The organism is Weizmannia sp. WK01 (assembly GCF_025905465.1).
In the GTDB taxonomy this organism is placed as follows: Bacteria; Bacillota; Bacilli; order Bacillales; family Bacillaceae_C; genus Weizmannia; species Weizmannia faecalis.
Window position 1 is genome coordinate 1,684,393 of sequence record NZ_CP109616.1, and the last position, 14,931, is coordinate 1,699,323.

General features: G+C 43.1%; 11 protein-coding genes and 3 pseudogenes. 11 read left to right on the forward strand and 3 right to left on the reverse strand.

From position 1 onward, the window contains the following. Positions 1-38: 38 nt before the first annotated feature. Both OF158_RS07790 and OF158_RS07795 read right to left on the reverse strand, forming a co-directional pair. The gene (locus OF158_RS07790) at positions 39-1,043 is read right to left on the reverse strand and encodes a sensor histidine kinase (protein ID WP_035184966.1); all 1,005 of its coding nucleotides are present in this window, start codon (positions 1,041-1,043) and stop codon (positions 39-41) included. Beyond that, positions 1,040-1,732, reverse strand: coding sequence for a response regulator transcription factor (locus OF158_RS07795; protein ID WP_035184963.1), 693 nt, complete (start codon positions 1,730-1,732; stop codon positions 1,040-1,042). Before OF158_RS07795 ends, OF158_RS07790 begins: the two co-directional genes overlap by 4 nt. Before the next feature lie 187 nt (positions 1,733-1,919). Between OF158_RS07795 and OF158_RS07800 the strand changes: the two are divergent. The 10 genes and pseudogenes from OF158_RS07800 (at position 1,920) to OF158_RS07845 (ending at position 12,036) form a co-directional block, all read left to right on the forward strand. Continuing rightward, a pseudogene (locus OF158_RS07800) lies at positions 1,920-2,837 on the forward strand (ATP-binding cassette domain-containing protein). Between the two features lie 53 nt (positions 2,838-2,890). Then, positions 2,891-3,585: pseudogene (locus OF158_RS07805) on the forward strand (ABC transporter permease). An 11-nt stretch (positions 3,586-3,596) separates the two neighbouring features. Then, positions 3,597-4,329 (forward strand): annotated as a pseudogene (locus OF158_RS07810) (ABC transporter permease). 365 nt (positions 4,330-4,694) lie between these two features. Beyond that, on the forward strand, positions 4,695-5,930 hold the full coding sequence (locus tag OF158_RS07815; protein WP_035184959.1) for an IS256 family transposase: 1,236 nt from the start codon (positions 4,695-4,697) through the stop codon (positions 5,928-5,930). 420 nt (positions 5,931-6,350) lie between these two features. Then, positions 6,351-6,575, forward strand: coding sequence for a DUF1672 family protein (locus tag OF158_RS07820; RefSeq protein WP_128890955.1), 225 nt, complete (start codon positions 6,351-6,353; stop codon positions 6,573-6,575). A gap of 525 nt (positions 6,576-7,100) precedes the next feature. Then, entirely contained in the window at positions 7,101-7,403 is a 303-nt protein-coding gene (locus tag OF158_RS07825; protein ID WP_035184949.1) for an ArsR/SmtB family transcription factor, read from the forward strand. 131 nt (positions 7,404-7,534) lie between these two features. Then, positions 7,535-8,719 carry an MFS transporter gene (locus OF158_RS07830; protein ID WP_014098378.1) on the forward strand — a complete coding sequence of 395 codons (1,185 nt, stop codon included), beginning with the start codon at positions 7,535-7,537 and terminating at the stop codon, positions 8,717-8,719. Positions 8,720-9,020: 301 nt separating this feature from the next. Continuing rightward, positions 9,021-10,052, forward strand: coding sequence for a polysaccharide pyruvyl transferase family protein (locus tag OF158_RS07835; RefSeq protein WP_014098377.1), 1,032 nt, complete (start codon positions 9,021-9,023; stop codon positions 10,050-10,052). A 194-nt stretch (positions 10,053-10,246) separates the two neighbouring features. After that, positions 10,247-10,384, forward strand: coding sequence for a hypothetical protein (locus OF158_RS07840; protein ID WP_014098376.1), 138 nt, complete (start codon positions 10,247-10,249; stop codon positions 10,382-10,384). A 287-nt stretch (positions 10,385-10,671) separates the two neighbouring features. Beyond that, positions 10,672-12,036, forward strand: a complete 1,365-nt coding sequence (locus OF158_RS07845) for an amino acid permease (protein WP_199772173.1) — start codon at positions 10,672-10,674, stop codon at positions 12,034-12,036. A 27-nt stretch (positions 12,037-12,063) separates the two neighbouring features. Here the strand turns inward: OF158_RS07845 and OF158_RS07850 are convergent, their stop codons facing one another. Beyond that, positions 12,064-13,149, reverse strand: a complete 1,086-nt coding sequence (locus tag OF158_RS07850; protein WP_026104549.1) for a DUF3900 domain-containing protein — start codon at positions 13,147-13,149, stop codon at positions 12,064-12,066. A 141-nt stretch (positions 13,150-13,290) separates the two neighbouring features. Here OF158_RS07850 and OF158_RS07855 point away from each other — a divergent pair, with 141 nt between their 5' ends. Continuing rightward, positions 13,291-14,109, forward strand: a complete 819-nt coding sequence (locus OF158_RS07855; protein WP_014098373.1) for a hypothetical protein — start codon at positions 13,291-13,293, stop codon at positions 14,107-14,109. The last annotated feature ends 822 nt before the right edge of the window (positions 14,110-14,931 follow it).

Genomic DNA, 14,931 nt, shown 5'->3' on the forward strand with positions numbered 1-14,931 from the left:
TTTCAGCTAACAATACAGAAAAGCATATGACAGTTTTGTCACATGCCTGTAATTTGCTGCAAGCTATTTCTTTCCGGGAAGATGAGCGTAAAGGTCGAACCGGCGCCGGGAACCGACTGGACAGTAAGCAGGATATTTAATTTTTCCGCCGCCCTTTTGGCAAGATACAGGCCGAGGCCGGTTGCCCCCCTGTTTTGGCTGCGGTCAGAAGAGGTAAATCCCTTTTCAAAAATGCGCGGCAAATCTTTCGGGTCAATGCCGCGCCCCTTGTCTGCCACCGATAATTGGAAGCGGCCGTCTGCTATTTTTCCGGAAATGGAGATGTCTGTCCCGCAACTGTACTGGACCGCATTTACCAGCAATTGCCGGAGGATAAACGACAGCCATTTTGCATCTGTAACCATTGCCGGAACCCCCGGTGAGACGTCAAAACCGATGCCTTTTTGAATGCACCATGGCTGAATCGCTTTGATTTCCTGGAAGATCAGGCGTTTCAGGTCAACATTTTCCATATAAACGTCATTTTCCATATTGCCGATCCGTTTTTCATGAAGCTGTTTGTCAAGCAGGTGGTGGATGCGCAGCCATTCATAATTGAGCGACACTTTTGCTTCTTCATCTTGAAGCCGGTCAATGATGAGCTGCATGGCGGTCATCGGCGTTTTGACCTCATGTACCCATGCTGTTAATTCATCTTGTTCTTCTTGCACCGTGGATGCGTTCCGGTCGGTTTCCGCCCGTAGATGTTCCGCCTGCGCTTGTACGGCCTGATGCACGATCTGTTCAAAAGGGGTTCTGGGGCGGGTGATCTCGCTCGTATCAAGATCCCCATCCCATTCTGAAAGGCTTTGATAAAATTTCACTTCTTTCCGGGCGCGGAAGAAAAGGAAAAGAAGAAAAGCAATCGTTTCTAAAAAAACGATATAAAGAACGGATGAAAGCGCGATTTGCGGATCAAGCCAGGCAATGAAAAGCAGCATCAGCTGGCAGGCGGCAAAAAATATTACCCAGCTTTTTCGTTCAACAAGAAACATCCGGATCATAGGCCGGCATCCTTTTCAAGCGCCATATAGCCCTGGCCCACTTTTGTTTCGATACAGTCACCGAGCCCGATCGTGGAAAGTTTTTTCCGCAGGCGGTTGACGTTCACGGTCAATGTATTATCGCTCACAAACCTTTCATCGTCCCATAAACATTCGATCAGATGCGTGCGGCTCACAATCCGGTTTTTCATGTCCACCAATATTTTTAAAATAAACATTTCGTTTTTTGACAGTTCAATGCATCCATGTTCATTTTCGACCGTGTTTTTCTGCAAATCGATTGTGGCCCCGCACCATGTTTTTAAAACCGTCTGCTCGCTCGTGTAGGCATATACCCGGCGCAAAATGGCCTGGATTTTGGCGATTAACACGTCGATATGAAAAGGCTTTTGCACATAATCGTCCGCGCCGAGCTGCATCGCCATCACCATATCTGTCGGATGGTCGCGGGAAGAAAGAAAAAGGATCGGGACATGGGAGTGCGCGCGAATTTGTCGGCACCAGTGGAACCCGTCAAATTTCGGTAGCTGGATGTCAATGACTACCAGATCAGGCCGGAATTCCGTAAATTCCTCCATCACCTGTCCAAAATCGCGGATCCCCGCAACTTCAAATGACCACTGCGAAAGTCTTTCTTTCACTTCACGAAACAGCGTCACATCGTCTTCAATGATTAGAATTTTTATCAACCGGACCACTCTTTCTATTTTTGCTACCCTCCATTTTACAAGAAAAGGCGAAAGCAGGCTACAGGTGCAGATTTTCTTTTATTTAAGGTTGCTGTAAGGTTTTCTTTAGATTGGGGAAAGGTAGCATCCTTATCGTTAAAATTGGAAAGAAAAACTCTAATCATAATGGAAATGGGCTTATTATCTAGTGGCTGCTTCTGCTATTGTACAAACACACAATCTGACCAAAACGTATGAGGGCATTCATCGTGTAGACCAAGTTCATCTTCAAGTAGAGGAAGGGGAAATCTATGGATTTCTCGGACCAAACGGGGCTGGAAAAACAACTACGTTAAAAATGTTGCTTGGACTTGTGAAACCTTCTAAAGGGGACATCGAAATTTTTGGTAAAAGTTTGAAAAGGCATCGATCAACCATTCTGCAACGCACAGGGTCACTCATTGAATCTCCTTCTTACTATGGACATTTGACCGGTCTCGAAAACATGAAGGTCATGCAGCGGCTGCGAAATGTTCCGGATCAGAATGTGGAGGAGGCGCTTCGAATCGTACGGCTTGAGAATCAGAAAAATAAAAAAGCTGAACAATATTCACTCGGAATGAAGCAACGGTTGGGGATTGCGATGTCGCTTCTTGCTTTTCCCAAGCTGCTGATCCTTGATGAGCCTACGAACGGTCTTGATCCCGCGGGAATAGGTGGAATCCGGGAACTTATTAAATCGCTGCCTAAGCGTTATGGCATGACCGTTTTGATCTCAAGCCATCTTTTATCAGAGATAGATCAGATCGCTACGTCAGTAGGTATCATCAGTGAAGGAAAATTATTGTTTTAAGGCAGTATGGCAAGTCTTCGGAAAAAAGGCAATACCTCGATCTATATAAAAACCGGAGACAATGCAAAAGCCGAACAATTATTTCTTTCCAAAGGATATCGTTCTGTTCAAGACGGAAGCAGGCTGAAGGTAGGATATCTTGATGATACAGAAATTGCAGAAATGAACCGGTTACTTGTCGAACATCATATTCCTGTTACCCGGATTGAGGAGCATAAGAAAAGTGTTGAGGATATTTTTCTGGAGTTAACGGGAAGGGAGCGAAGTTTGTAATGATATTACTCAGTTTGGAATTTTTCAAAATACGGCGCAAAAAAATTGGGGTGATGATTGTATTTTTCCTTTTAGTTGAGATGATGTTGGCGTTTATCACTACAAGTATTTCGATCGCGAATCACCCTGACCAAGCCGTCTGGGAATCCATCATTTTCAATATAGTTACTATGAATGGCCTTTTTATGCCGATCCTTTCTGCTGTGGTCGTTTCCAGGATTTGTGATATGGAGCATAAAGGGGGGACCTGGAAAATGCTTGTTGCTACCAATGTGAGCCGTGCACGTCTTTATGCAGCGAAATATATATGCGCCAATAGTTTGCTTTTGTTTTGTATTTTTGTACAAACGGTCATCAGGTTGTGATTGGACTGGTCAAGCACTTTACTGGTGAACCTCCAATCGCTTATTTTATTTGGTTTATCGGGGGTGCCTTGTTGACAACGCTTGCTGTAACAGCGCTTCAACAATGGGTTTCTCTAGCCATTAAAAACCAAGCCTTTGCATTGGTGTTGGGCATGCTTGGTGCTTTCATCGGAATGACTGCAGGTTTGTTCCCAGCTGCTGCCCGGCATATTTTTATCTGGTCTTATTATTTGGATCTTAGCCCCGTTACCTTTAAATACACCGGGTCTTCAGGCGCCTATACAGCTCAACCTGTTGATATCGGGCTGGTAATCGCTGCGTTCGTTATGACTGTTGTATTCTATATTGCCGGAAATATCAATGTTAACCAGCAAGAAATTTAGGAGGGATGTTGATGCTACGAAGTATTTCTGCCGAGTTTTTAAAATTACGGTATTCCCGGATTGGACTTGTATTGATTGTCCTTCCAATCATAAGCCTGTTGATCGGATGTGCGAATTTTTATTTGAATCAAGGTGTCCTGCATAATGGCTGGTACAGCTTGTGGACGCAGGTTAGCCTATTTTACGGTGAGTTTTTCCTTCCAATCTTAATCGCCATTTGCTGTGCTTATGTATGCAGGTTGGAGCATCAGAACCGGAATTGGAATACGATCATGGCCTCTCCTGTTCCCGTTGCAAGTCTCTTTTTTGCCAAAATGATTGTCGTTAGTATGCTAATTTTAATCGTGCAGGCGCTGTTTCTCTGCCTTTACTGGTTTGCAGGCACTCTTTTTTCTTTACCTAGATCTCTTGCCTATGGAGACTTTAAGTTGGACCTTACGCGGCTGGTACGCGTCTTTATCCATATGTGCGTTTCAGTTATGTCTGTCGCTATGGATTCTTAGCTTTGCTACGCCGATTGGTATGAGTCTGTGTGCCGTTTTTATCGTTTTAGGTATATATGTTATGAAACTGGGTATCTTTTTTCCCATTTTCGCTTCTGACCATTGGAATGAGGGCGTTGAGTCAGGAAAGGCTTAACGGGATCCAGAACATTCTATTTTGGATTATGAATATGCTTATATGATCATTTTTGTGATGATCTCTATTCGTCGGTTGAAAAATAAGGATGTTGTATCATCCTGAATGGTTGAGGTGGGATGTTTAATGAAAAAAATAGTATTAGTTTAACGCTCATACTGGGGAACAGCCTCTTTCTAGGCGCATGCAGTTCACTGGAACCCGATAATCCAAAGGGAAAAACGATGTATTATACAGAGATAAAGTTAAGTCCATATAATTGTGTAAAAAGGGTTATCTGAATATGAGGGAATATGGAGTATAGGGGCTGTTTTTCTGGAGGGGGCTGGCCAGCCCCCTCCAGAAAAACAGCGGGATTTCATTTCTCTTGCCGTCTCTATCATTTTTTTATAGAAAATGAGCCAGAGCCCATCATCTCAGTTAGAATAGAGTTAACCAAAAAACTAAATTTCTAAAGGAGAGATTCAGGGATGGCTCAATTACAGATTACTCTAGATGAACAACTTTTGCATCAATTATTTCTTGGCGATTCAAAAGAATCGGGTATAAATGCCCTTTTGGAGGCGATTTTGAATCAAGTTCTGGAGGCACAGGCCAGCGAACAGCTGAAAGCCGAAAAATATGAACGTAATGAAGCTAGAATTGATTACCGAAACGGCTCCTACCCCCGCCAACTAAAAACCCGCGTGGGAAAGCTCTCTTTGTACGTTCCCAGGCTGCGCAACGGTCATTTTTCAACTGATCTCTTTCAGCGTTATCAGCGTAGTGAACAAGCACTGGTCCTGTCTTTGATGGAAATGGTGATTAATGGTGTTTCTACGCGCCGTGTCAGTCAAATCACCGAAGAGCTCTGTGGTTCAGACTTCTCGAAGTCGACCGTGTCGAATCTTTGTGGGCAGCTGGATCCCGTGGTTACGGGCTGGAATAACCGTCCCCTAGAGGGCAGCTATCCGTTTCTGTTTGTGGATGCAATTTATACAAAGGTGCGTGAAAATGGCCGTGTCCGTTCCCGGGGTGTATTGATTAGCTATGGTGTCAACGAGAAAGGCTATCGATCGATTCTTGGCCTAAAAGTCGATGACAGTGAAAGCACAGAGGCTTGGAAGAATTATTTTGATTGGCTAAAATCTCGTGGACTAAAGGGCGTAGATGTAATCGTTAGCGATGATCATGGCGGTTTAGTCAGCGCTGTTCAAAAAGCGTTTCAGGGAGCAACGTGGCAAAGATGTCAAGCTCATTTTCTGCGTAACGTACACGATCGGCTTCCAAAACATTTAGAGAGCGAAGGAACTGAACAAGTGAAAGCCATTCTCCACGCTCCAGACATTGAAACAGCACACACACTACTTCAGTCCTTTCTGAATACTTATCAGGATAAAGCGCCTAAAGTGACTGAAATGGTAGAGGAAGCCTTTGACGATGTCACTGCAGCACTCTCACTTCCGGAGCCGTATCATCGTCGCCTGAGGACGACAAACGGCATGGAACGACTCAATGAAGAATTTCGCCGTCGGGAACAGGTTATCCGTATTTTTCCTAACTGGGATTCCGTAATCCGGCTAATGGGTTCTGTTCTCATGGAAAAGGATGAAAAATGGACAGAAGGACGCCGCTATTTGAAGATGGAAGACTATTTTGAATGGAAAGCCAAACAACCGAAATCGTCTGACCAATCCAACAAAGCGACAGACATTTATTCGGGTTAATTACTCTACCCCGACTGAGAGGAATTTACACACAAAAAAAAGACTTGACCCTTAGTAAGAGCTAGACAACAGGATGACACGGAGAAGCTGGCACTATTTTTTCCATTCGACCTCGAGTCCCTATAGGAGCTTCGCTAGCCTCTGCCTTATGACTAGACCGAACGAAGGAATGTAGGCACACAGATGCCCAGGGACATGGGAGGGTACGTCATCATAAGTTACGCAGAGAACCATTGTGCATCGTATAATTTCCTATCACTACTTCCCATTATTATCCAATAGTGACCGCGTAGCGTACCCGTATGTTGGAATAGTTTCACATAATATAAAAATTTTGTTAGGAAGCGTGCCAAAAAATATTTTTTGACATCCCACTAACGGCTTAAACCGTTGATACATCAACATCTATAGAGGGAGGGAATGATGACTACGCTCACATTTTTTATGGAGAAAAAACATAGTCTCCCAGATAAATCGATAGCCAAAGGAGTGATTGATAAATTAAAGAAATCAAACGGCTTACCACCGGGGAATTATGCTGTTTATATCAAAAGCAACGAAATATTAAAAAGAACAGGAACGGCGAAAAAGCAGGAAGGTACAACATCAGGGATAGATGATATCATCTTGGAACCTAGTAAATGAGGTGTGGTTAATGAGCATTTTAAAACAAAATGATAATACTTCTGATCGAGATCTTATTAAGTTGTGTGGTTTTAATATTTATCAACAGTCTAAAAATAAGGGAACACGCTGCCAATGTCAAACGATCCTTTCCTCACGTCCTTTATAGACGGAACCTGTCCGCGCGATACGCTTTTAAATAGGGCTTGCTGAACGAATCCGGTTCTGAATTTGTGCCCAATTTGTCTGCAAACTCCATCGCAAAATATATGCGAAAATGCGTGAGTTTGTCTTCTCCATACGTTGAATCGGCTTTCGCGTGCAGGCATTTCCCTGGATTTGTTGTAAAACCTTTGCATTTAAATGGTTGCCAAAGCTGTCAGCATCTTTGCCAAATCTAGGAATAAGGATCTGTTATGGCTGAAAAAGATGGAGGGTGCAGATCTTGAATTTAAAGCACGCACGATGGACCTGATGGAACCCTTTTTGGATTTTGATTTAAAATCATGTGTTGACATATCGTTATTTTTCGATATAATGATTTGTATGGAACTCATTGAAGTCTTTAAAGCCTTATCCAATGAATCAAGATTGCAAATTTTAAAATGGCTGAAAGAACCGGATCGTCATTTTACGCCCCACGAAGGGATTGATATGAATACTACAGGGGTATGTGTTAGTCAAATAACAGATAAATTGAAAATGACGCAATCCACAGTATCTCAATACCTTTCCATACTGCAACGAGCTGGGTTAATTACGGCAGAACGTATTGGTAAATATACTTACTACAAAAGAGATGAAGAAGCCATAAAAAAAATTGCCACTCTCTTTGAAAAGAATATTTAAAAAATGAAACTGAATCCTGATTATGAATACAGTTTCATTTCCTTAAACATATCGACATATCACGATATGTGTTTTTGTCGATACAAAACGTTCAACCCTGATATATTTTGATGATGAAGGAGTGATTTATTTTGTCAAACACTGGTAAGATCTATATCTTAGCGATCGTAAGTTTTTTAGTTGGAACTTCACAGTATATCATTTCCGGAATTTTGGATAATATTTCGGAATCATTAGGCATTACTCTCGCAGCAGCTGGTCAGTTAATAACCATTTTTTCGCTTGTATATGCTATTTTCACACCTGTATTAATGGCTATCACCTCCAGAATGGATAAACGTAAGTTAATGATATATTCACTTGGTCTATTTGTTATTGGAAATATTCTTGCATTCATCCTTCCTGGTTATGGATTCTTTATTGTCTCAAGGATTATTATGGCCTTTGGTGCAGGAATGGTTGTAGTGACAGCCTTAACGATTGCGGAGAAAATTGCTCCAAAAGGGAAGAAAGCTAGCGCCATTGCCACTGTCATTATGGGATTGACAGCATCATTAATCATTGGCGTTCCACTTGGAAGAATGACGAGTGAGGTACTGGGTTGGAAGGCTGTTTTTGGAGGGATTGCCTTACTTGGATTAGTTGCGATGGTTATTATTTCGCTTACCATTCCAAAAATTCAGGTGGAAAAATTGACACCTTTAAATCAGCAACTCGCTTTATTAAAAAAACCAAAAGTGGTACTCGGATTAGCCATCACTTTTTTCTGGCTTGGCGGATATTCCATTGTTTATACCTACTTATCCCCTTACCTGCTAAATATTTCAGGTGTAAGTGACAAATTGCTTAGCGGCGTTCTCCTTATATTTGGTATTGCCAGTCTAGTTGGATCAAAGTTTGGCGGATTTAGTACCGATCGGTGGGGTGTGCGGTTCACACTCATTGGTGGCATGATCTTACATATCACCATGCTCGTTCTGTTATCAATCGTTACCCACTCTTACGTGGGCGTGTTGGTCATATTAATATTATGGTCCTTTGCAGCATGGTCTACTGGCCCGACTCAACAATATCACCTAGCTACAATAGAGCCGGAATCATCTAGTGTATTGCTCGGTCTCAATCAATCAATGATGCAGTTGGCCATGGCGGCAGGGGCAGGCATTGGGGGTATCTTTGTAGAGAGAATTTCCCTCACTTCCATTACCTGGTTAGCCGCTTTAGGCGTTACAATTGCAATTGGATTAACAATATTGACTTCACGTTCTCCTTCTAAAAAGACCTCAGTCGACTGCAACGTCGTGAAGTCGCAATAAATTGTTAGAATCGTACCTTGTTGTCAAATTAGTGAATTGAAAGTTCAAAGCAAGGAACGAATACCAAGTAAGAATTCCTGCACATGCTCAGATTGTAGACAAATAGGGGTTCAGAACTTGTCCCTAAGTTCTGAACCCCATTATGATGCTCATCTTCAAACTCGTAAATAGAATATAAAAAATATACTAAAATAACAAATTTTAGGTTTTGTTCGCTCATCCAAGTGTATTGCCCCTTATAAATGGGTACAAGAAATTATCCGGCAAGCATAATCACGTAACGATGACGGAGGGATAATGTATGAGTGAACAAATCCGAAATGGTCAAAAACCGGCAAAGGGGATTGCCCCAAATGTGGAACCCGATGCCTTATACAATGATAAAAGAAAAGTTTTCCTCTTTGGTTCCCCAAGCTACACAAATATCGGGGACCAGGCCATTGCCTATGCAGAGGAAAAATTTATCCGTAACCATTTTCCTTATTACGAATACATCGAAATAATGGATTATGCGACGGATGAGGGAATTGATTTTGTGAAAAAGATCATTGGGAAAGAGGACATCGTCTGCTTTACGGGCGGCGGTAATCTCGGCAGTCTCTACCTGGACATTGAAGAAGACCGTCGAAAAGTAATCTCGGCTTTTAAAGATTATAAAACCATCTCTATGCCGCAATCCGTTTATTTTGAACCTACCGAAAAAGGACAGCGGGAGAAAAGGAAATCGCAGGAAGCCTATGGCAGTAATCCAAATCTCACCATATGTGTCCGCGAATCACAAAGCCTGGAATTCGTCAAGGAGACCTTCAACGCAAATGTATTGTACACCCCGGATATGGTTCTGTCGTTAAAAATTGAACCGCAGGATCTAAAAAGGGATGGCGTGCTTTTTGTATTAAGGGCGGATAAAGAAAAAGTGACAGATGAAAATTTTGTCTCCGAACTCATGGAAAGAGCTGCGAACATCGGGCCTGTTGACCGCACGGATACCGTTTTATCGGAAGTGGACACGATCGATTATGCGGACAGGGAAACCTATTTTATGAAAATGCTGCACCGGATCGGCTCGCGCAAACTTGTCATTACCGACCGGTTGCACGCGATGATTTTTTCAATTATCACCAGAACGCCGTGCCTCGTATTCGGCAATAGCTACGGGAAAGCTAAACATTCCTATACCGACTGGCTTTCCGGATTGAATTTTATCCAGTATACGGACAAGCAGGATCCGGATGAACTGGAACCGTTGATTGCCCGCTTGCTCCAGACGGAACCGAATGAAATAGATTTGTCGGAAGATTTCCAGGTACTGCGGGATTATTTTAAATCTTAAAATGGTGCACGTCTATCCGATGTCGGCCGTATTAAACCCACTTTTATGTTCAGCTTGTATCCGCCGGGCTTTTTTAACAAGGCGTGCATGTTTACCACTTGCCTGCAAATAGTAAAACAAGGGCGCAAAATTAGGCGGGGCAGCCTGACGCGCGGTCCCGGCTGAACGTGAATCAACAACAAAGGAGAATGCACATGAAGAAAAAAGATCGATTTTTGGAAGGCGCGAAAGTCACGAAAGACAATCAAATATTCGGGACACCGAACAGCAAAGCAAAAGATGGAACTGGAAACTCACCGAACGATGATGTAAGAGAAAGAAACAACCGGTAGCGGGCCCGATGCACTGTTTAAAAAGACTGCTCCTCTTTGGGGACAGTCTTTTTTAAAAACAAATAAAAAAAGGAATGTTTAAATTATTCTATGATAATAAAATACTTGTTCCTTGTATATAAACAATTGTATTTCGGGTAAAAACATATTACAATGAAAAAGTAATTTGTTATAAAGACTGACAATGCTATTTTTCTATTTTTTAAGCATGTTTGAAAAAAACAGCGGGAGTGAATGGCGTGGAAGAAAGAGAGTTAAACAGAGGCTTGCATGCGCGGCATATTCAAATGATTGCGATTGGCGGTACAATCGGTGTCGGGTTGTTTATGGGGTCTGCCAGCACCATTAAGTGGACAGGGCCGTCCGTGTTGCTGGCGTATGCGATTGCCGGGATTTTTATCTTTTTTATTATGCGTGCAATGGGAGAAATGCTCTACGTTGAGCCAAGCACGGGCTCCTTTGCCACATTCGGCCATCAGTACATTCATCCGCTCGCAGGTTTTCTCACAGCCTGGAGCAACTGGTTCCAGTGGGTGATTGTCGGTATGTCGGAAATCATTGCCGTTGGATCTTACATGCAATTTTGGTTTCCGCACTTGCCGGCATGGATTCCGGGGCTTGTAGCCATGGTGATCCTCGGAACGGCCAACCTCGTATCTGTAAAATCGTTTGGCGAGTTTGAGTTCTGGTTTGCGATGATTAAAGTGGTAACGATTATTTTTATGATTATAGCCGGGCTTGCCATCATTTTATTCGGGATCGGCAACGGGGGGCATGCCGTCGGGTTTTCCAATCTGTGGGAGCATGGCGGTTTCTTTACCGGCGGGCTGAAAGGTTTCTTCTTTGCCTTATCTTTGGTCGTAGCAGCCTACCAGGGTGTTGAACTGATCGGCATTACGGCAGGCGAAGCAAAAAACCCCAGCCATACATTGAAAAATGCGATCCAAAATATCATTTGGCGCATATTGATCTTCTATATTGGCGCCATTTTCGTCATTGTTACGCTTTATCCGTGGAATGAACTTGATTCCATCGGCAGCCCGTTTGTGGCGACTTTTGCAAAAATCGGCATTACGGCCGCAGCCGGCATCATTAATTTTGTTGTCGTTACCGCCGCATTATCCGGTTGCAACAGCGGTATCTACAGTGCCGGCCGGATGCTGTATACGCTCGGCGTGAACGGCCAGGCACCGAAAATTTTCACGAAAGTATCAAGCAATGGCGTTCCACTTTTAGGTACAATCGGTGTTCTTGTCGGCCTTGTGATTGGTGTAGTGTTAAGCTATATCGCACCGAAAAATCTGTTCGTATATGTATACAGTGCAAGCGTCCTGCCGGGGATGGTGCCATGGTTTGTCATTTTAATCAGTCAGATCCGGTTTAGAAAGATGAAAAAGGCTGAAATGAAAAACCATCCGTTTAAAATGCCGTTTGCACCGGTTTCCAACTATGTAACCATTGCATTTTTAATCGCTGTCCTGATCGGCATGTGGTTTAATGATGAAACAAGGATGTCACTTGTTGCGGGCATTGTCTTTCTTGGCCTTGTCACGGTCTGTTACTTTGTTTTCGGCATTGGCCGTGCAAGTTCAAAAAATGCGAAAGTGCAAGCATCCAAAGGGAAAAAGATACTGGATCACCCCCAATCATGAACAAAAATAGCGTGCGAATGGAGCACGCTATTTTTGTTCATTTACGATGGCCCCGGCTTTCTTCTTCAACCGTTCAAGCACATGATCCAGTTCGTCCGGCTGCAGAAATTCAACGGGGGAAAACCCTTTTTCAAAGAGGATGGATTCAGACTCGACGATCGTGACATACCGGTCTCCGATTTTGGCGAGATGGACCGTTTCGCCAAAATCGGAAAGGAGGGCATTCACCGAAATATGGTCCAGTTTCATTCGCAAATCGGCCTCCGGGGCAGTTTCGACAATCTGGGCCGCGGCTTCGATAACCTGTTCCGCCGGCAATCGTTCCTGTAACGTCCGCTTGGGGCTTGCTTCCCAAATCTCAAGTTCTTTTTCGAATTGCTCGTATTCGATGCTGTCTTCATGCAGCACTTCCTGAAAATGTTCTTCCACCATCGTCTTCACTTGCGCTTTCATGATTTCCGGCATCGATTCGCCGTATTCCACATACTTTAAAAATTCTTCGAAATAACGGGCGTGAGATGCCTGGTGAATTTTCAGCTCTGATTCTTCAATCATGCCTTCTTCCGGCATATGCGGATACTGGATGGATTTCATGCCTTTTGTGGTAATCGCCATTTCCACTTTTTTCAACAATGTGGATTCATCGGCAATCGTGGCGACTTTCGGTTCGAAATCGCATTTCAACAAAAAAACAAACGGTTCATCGAAGTATTTCCGCATCGTTGCATTTGCGATCAGAAACGCGCCGTCCCTGACAGCATTGGTGTCCAGATAGGCGGCGAGAAAGGCTTCGCTTGCTTTTTGAAACTCACCAATCGTGCCGGCCATACGCGCACGGTTAAACAAATTGAAGTTCGGGTTGGAGTCAAGGCCGTAGCCCGGTTCCACAATAAAGCGGCCGATTTTCGTCGGTACTTGTTCGGACTTCGGATGCTTATCCACTTTCCTTTTTACGATTTTTTCAAGTTCGCCATCGAGAAAGTCTTTTACGTTACTTATCTCATAATTTTCGCGATCTAAAGTTTGAAAGTGCCTGAACTGTTTTCTCGTTTGTTCGCCTTCCCCGTCTGTCTGGATGACATAGAAGGAAAGGAAATTGATGTTAAAATCCAATCGTTTCACCCGGTTTCTCTTTTTTCACTGAGCACTATTTTACTTGAAAAAACGGGTTTCCACAATGTGCTTGCTGGACGCGGATGATTTGCGGGATTAAAATGGATAGGAAAACGGATTTTTGAAAAAAGAGGTGGAGATTTGCAAACCTTTTTACATATTCTGCTTTTAAGTACGGTTGAACTTTTCAACCTGCTTGGAACGATCATTGTGGTCGGGTTTGTGCTCGGTTTTTTGGAAAAGCGGGCAACGGCCTTCATTTACCACGTTTTCGGGTGGAAGGGGATTGCGGTGACGGCATGGCTCGGTACGCCGGTCCATGAATTTAGCCATGCCTTGATGTGCGGCATTTTTAGGCATGAAATTGTCGAGATCAAATGGCTCCAGCTGAAAAGCGGTGATGGCACGCTTGGGTATGTAAGCCACCAATACAACCCGGACAGCGTTTACCAAAAAATCGGAAATTTTTTCATTGGAACTGCCCCGGTGTATATCGGCATTTTGATTTTGTCGCTAGGCATGTATGTGCTATTGCCGGATACATACCGGCCGTTCATGCAGGCAATCAGGGCAGGTCTTCATCCGTATTCCGGCCTCGAAAGTTTCTTTGCATTTTTTGGCCATTCCATCGGCGCACTCGCTAGTCATCTTTTTTCAATCGAAAACTTAATGAACCCCCGTTTTTGGATTTTTGCTATTGCCGGCATTTGCATTTCCGCGCATATTTCGTTGAGCACCGCGGATTTAAAAGGGGCATGGAACGGCTGCCTGTCAATTTTTGGTTTTCTTGTTTTCCTGAATGTGGCCGGTTTTCTCTTCGGATTCCGGACAAACGGCCTGATTGCGCGCATCTCGGCTTATAATTTATATATTTTAGCGTTTTCGGGCATTGCGTTCCTGTTTTCTCTTGTTTGGATGAGCATTGGGTTGCTTTCTGTATGGGCAAAAAAGATCCGATAACGAAAAAGCGTGGCATGCTTCCTTTTGCCGCGCTTTTTCCGTTACCCCTCGTGCACACGCAGTTTTCTTCTTGAAGGTTGTAAAAGGAACATCGATGCCTCGAATCATCTCTTTTTTGATAGGCTTCATTTTCGTAGTTGAATGACGCTTAAATGCCCGAAGTAATTGCAACCAAAAGAAAGCTGTTAATCAAAATACTCAACACAATGAGGATGATGGTTAGAATCGGAACAAATTTCAAGTGTTTCGATGATTTGGATTTAGCCAGTTTTATATATCCAATGAACAGATAGATAATACTCACGATTGCCAATATATAAGGTATCGAAAAGGAAATAATCGGATTGTGTATGATCGTAAGTAGGTCTTGTACACCTGCTGATAAAAAAAACGAAAACAAGGAAAAAATCAATGAAACCACAAAGAAATTCGTCTTTTTTGATGACAAAATGATCACCTCTATTCGACTCTACAGTTATACTCCATTATATACCATTACAATAAATAAGGGCTTGCTGAACGAATCCAATTTTGACTTTGTCTCAATATATAGAAGAATGGTGTATCTGTGAAAATGCGTCAAGCTGCCTTCTCTATACATTGAATCAGCTTTCGAGTGCAAGCTTTTTCTGGATTCCATTGAAAACGATATCCAGTGGGTGAAAGAAAAAGCTGGAAAGGCGGAATCAGATGCTTAGAGAAAAAGGCCAGGCGTATGACACCCCTGACCTCATCCGTAAAATAAAATTTGACAAAGAAAAGCAGCATTTGGATGCATAATACATTAGTAAGTTGTATGCTTTGATGACGGGGTCTCAAAAG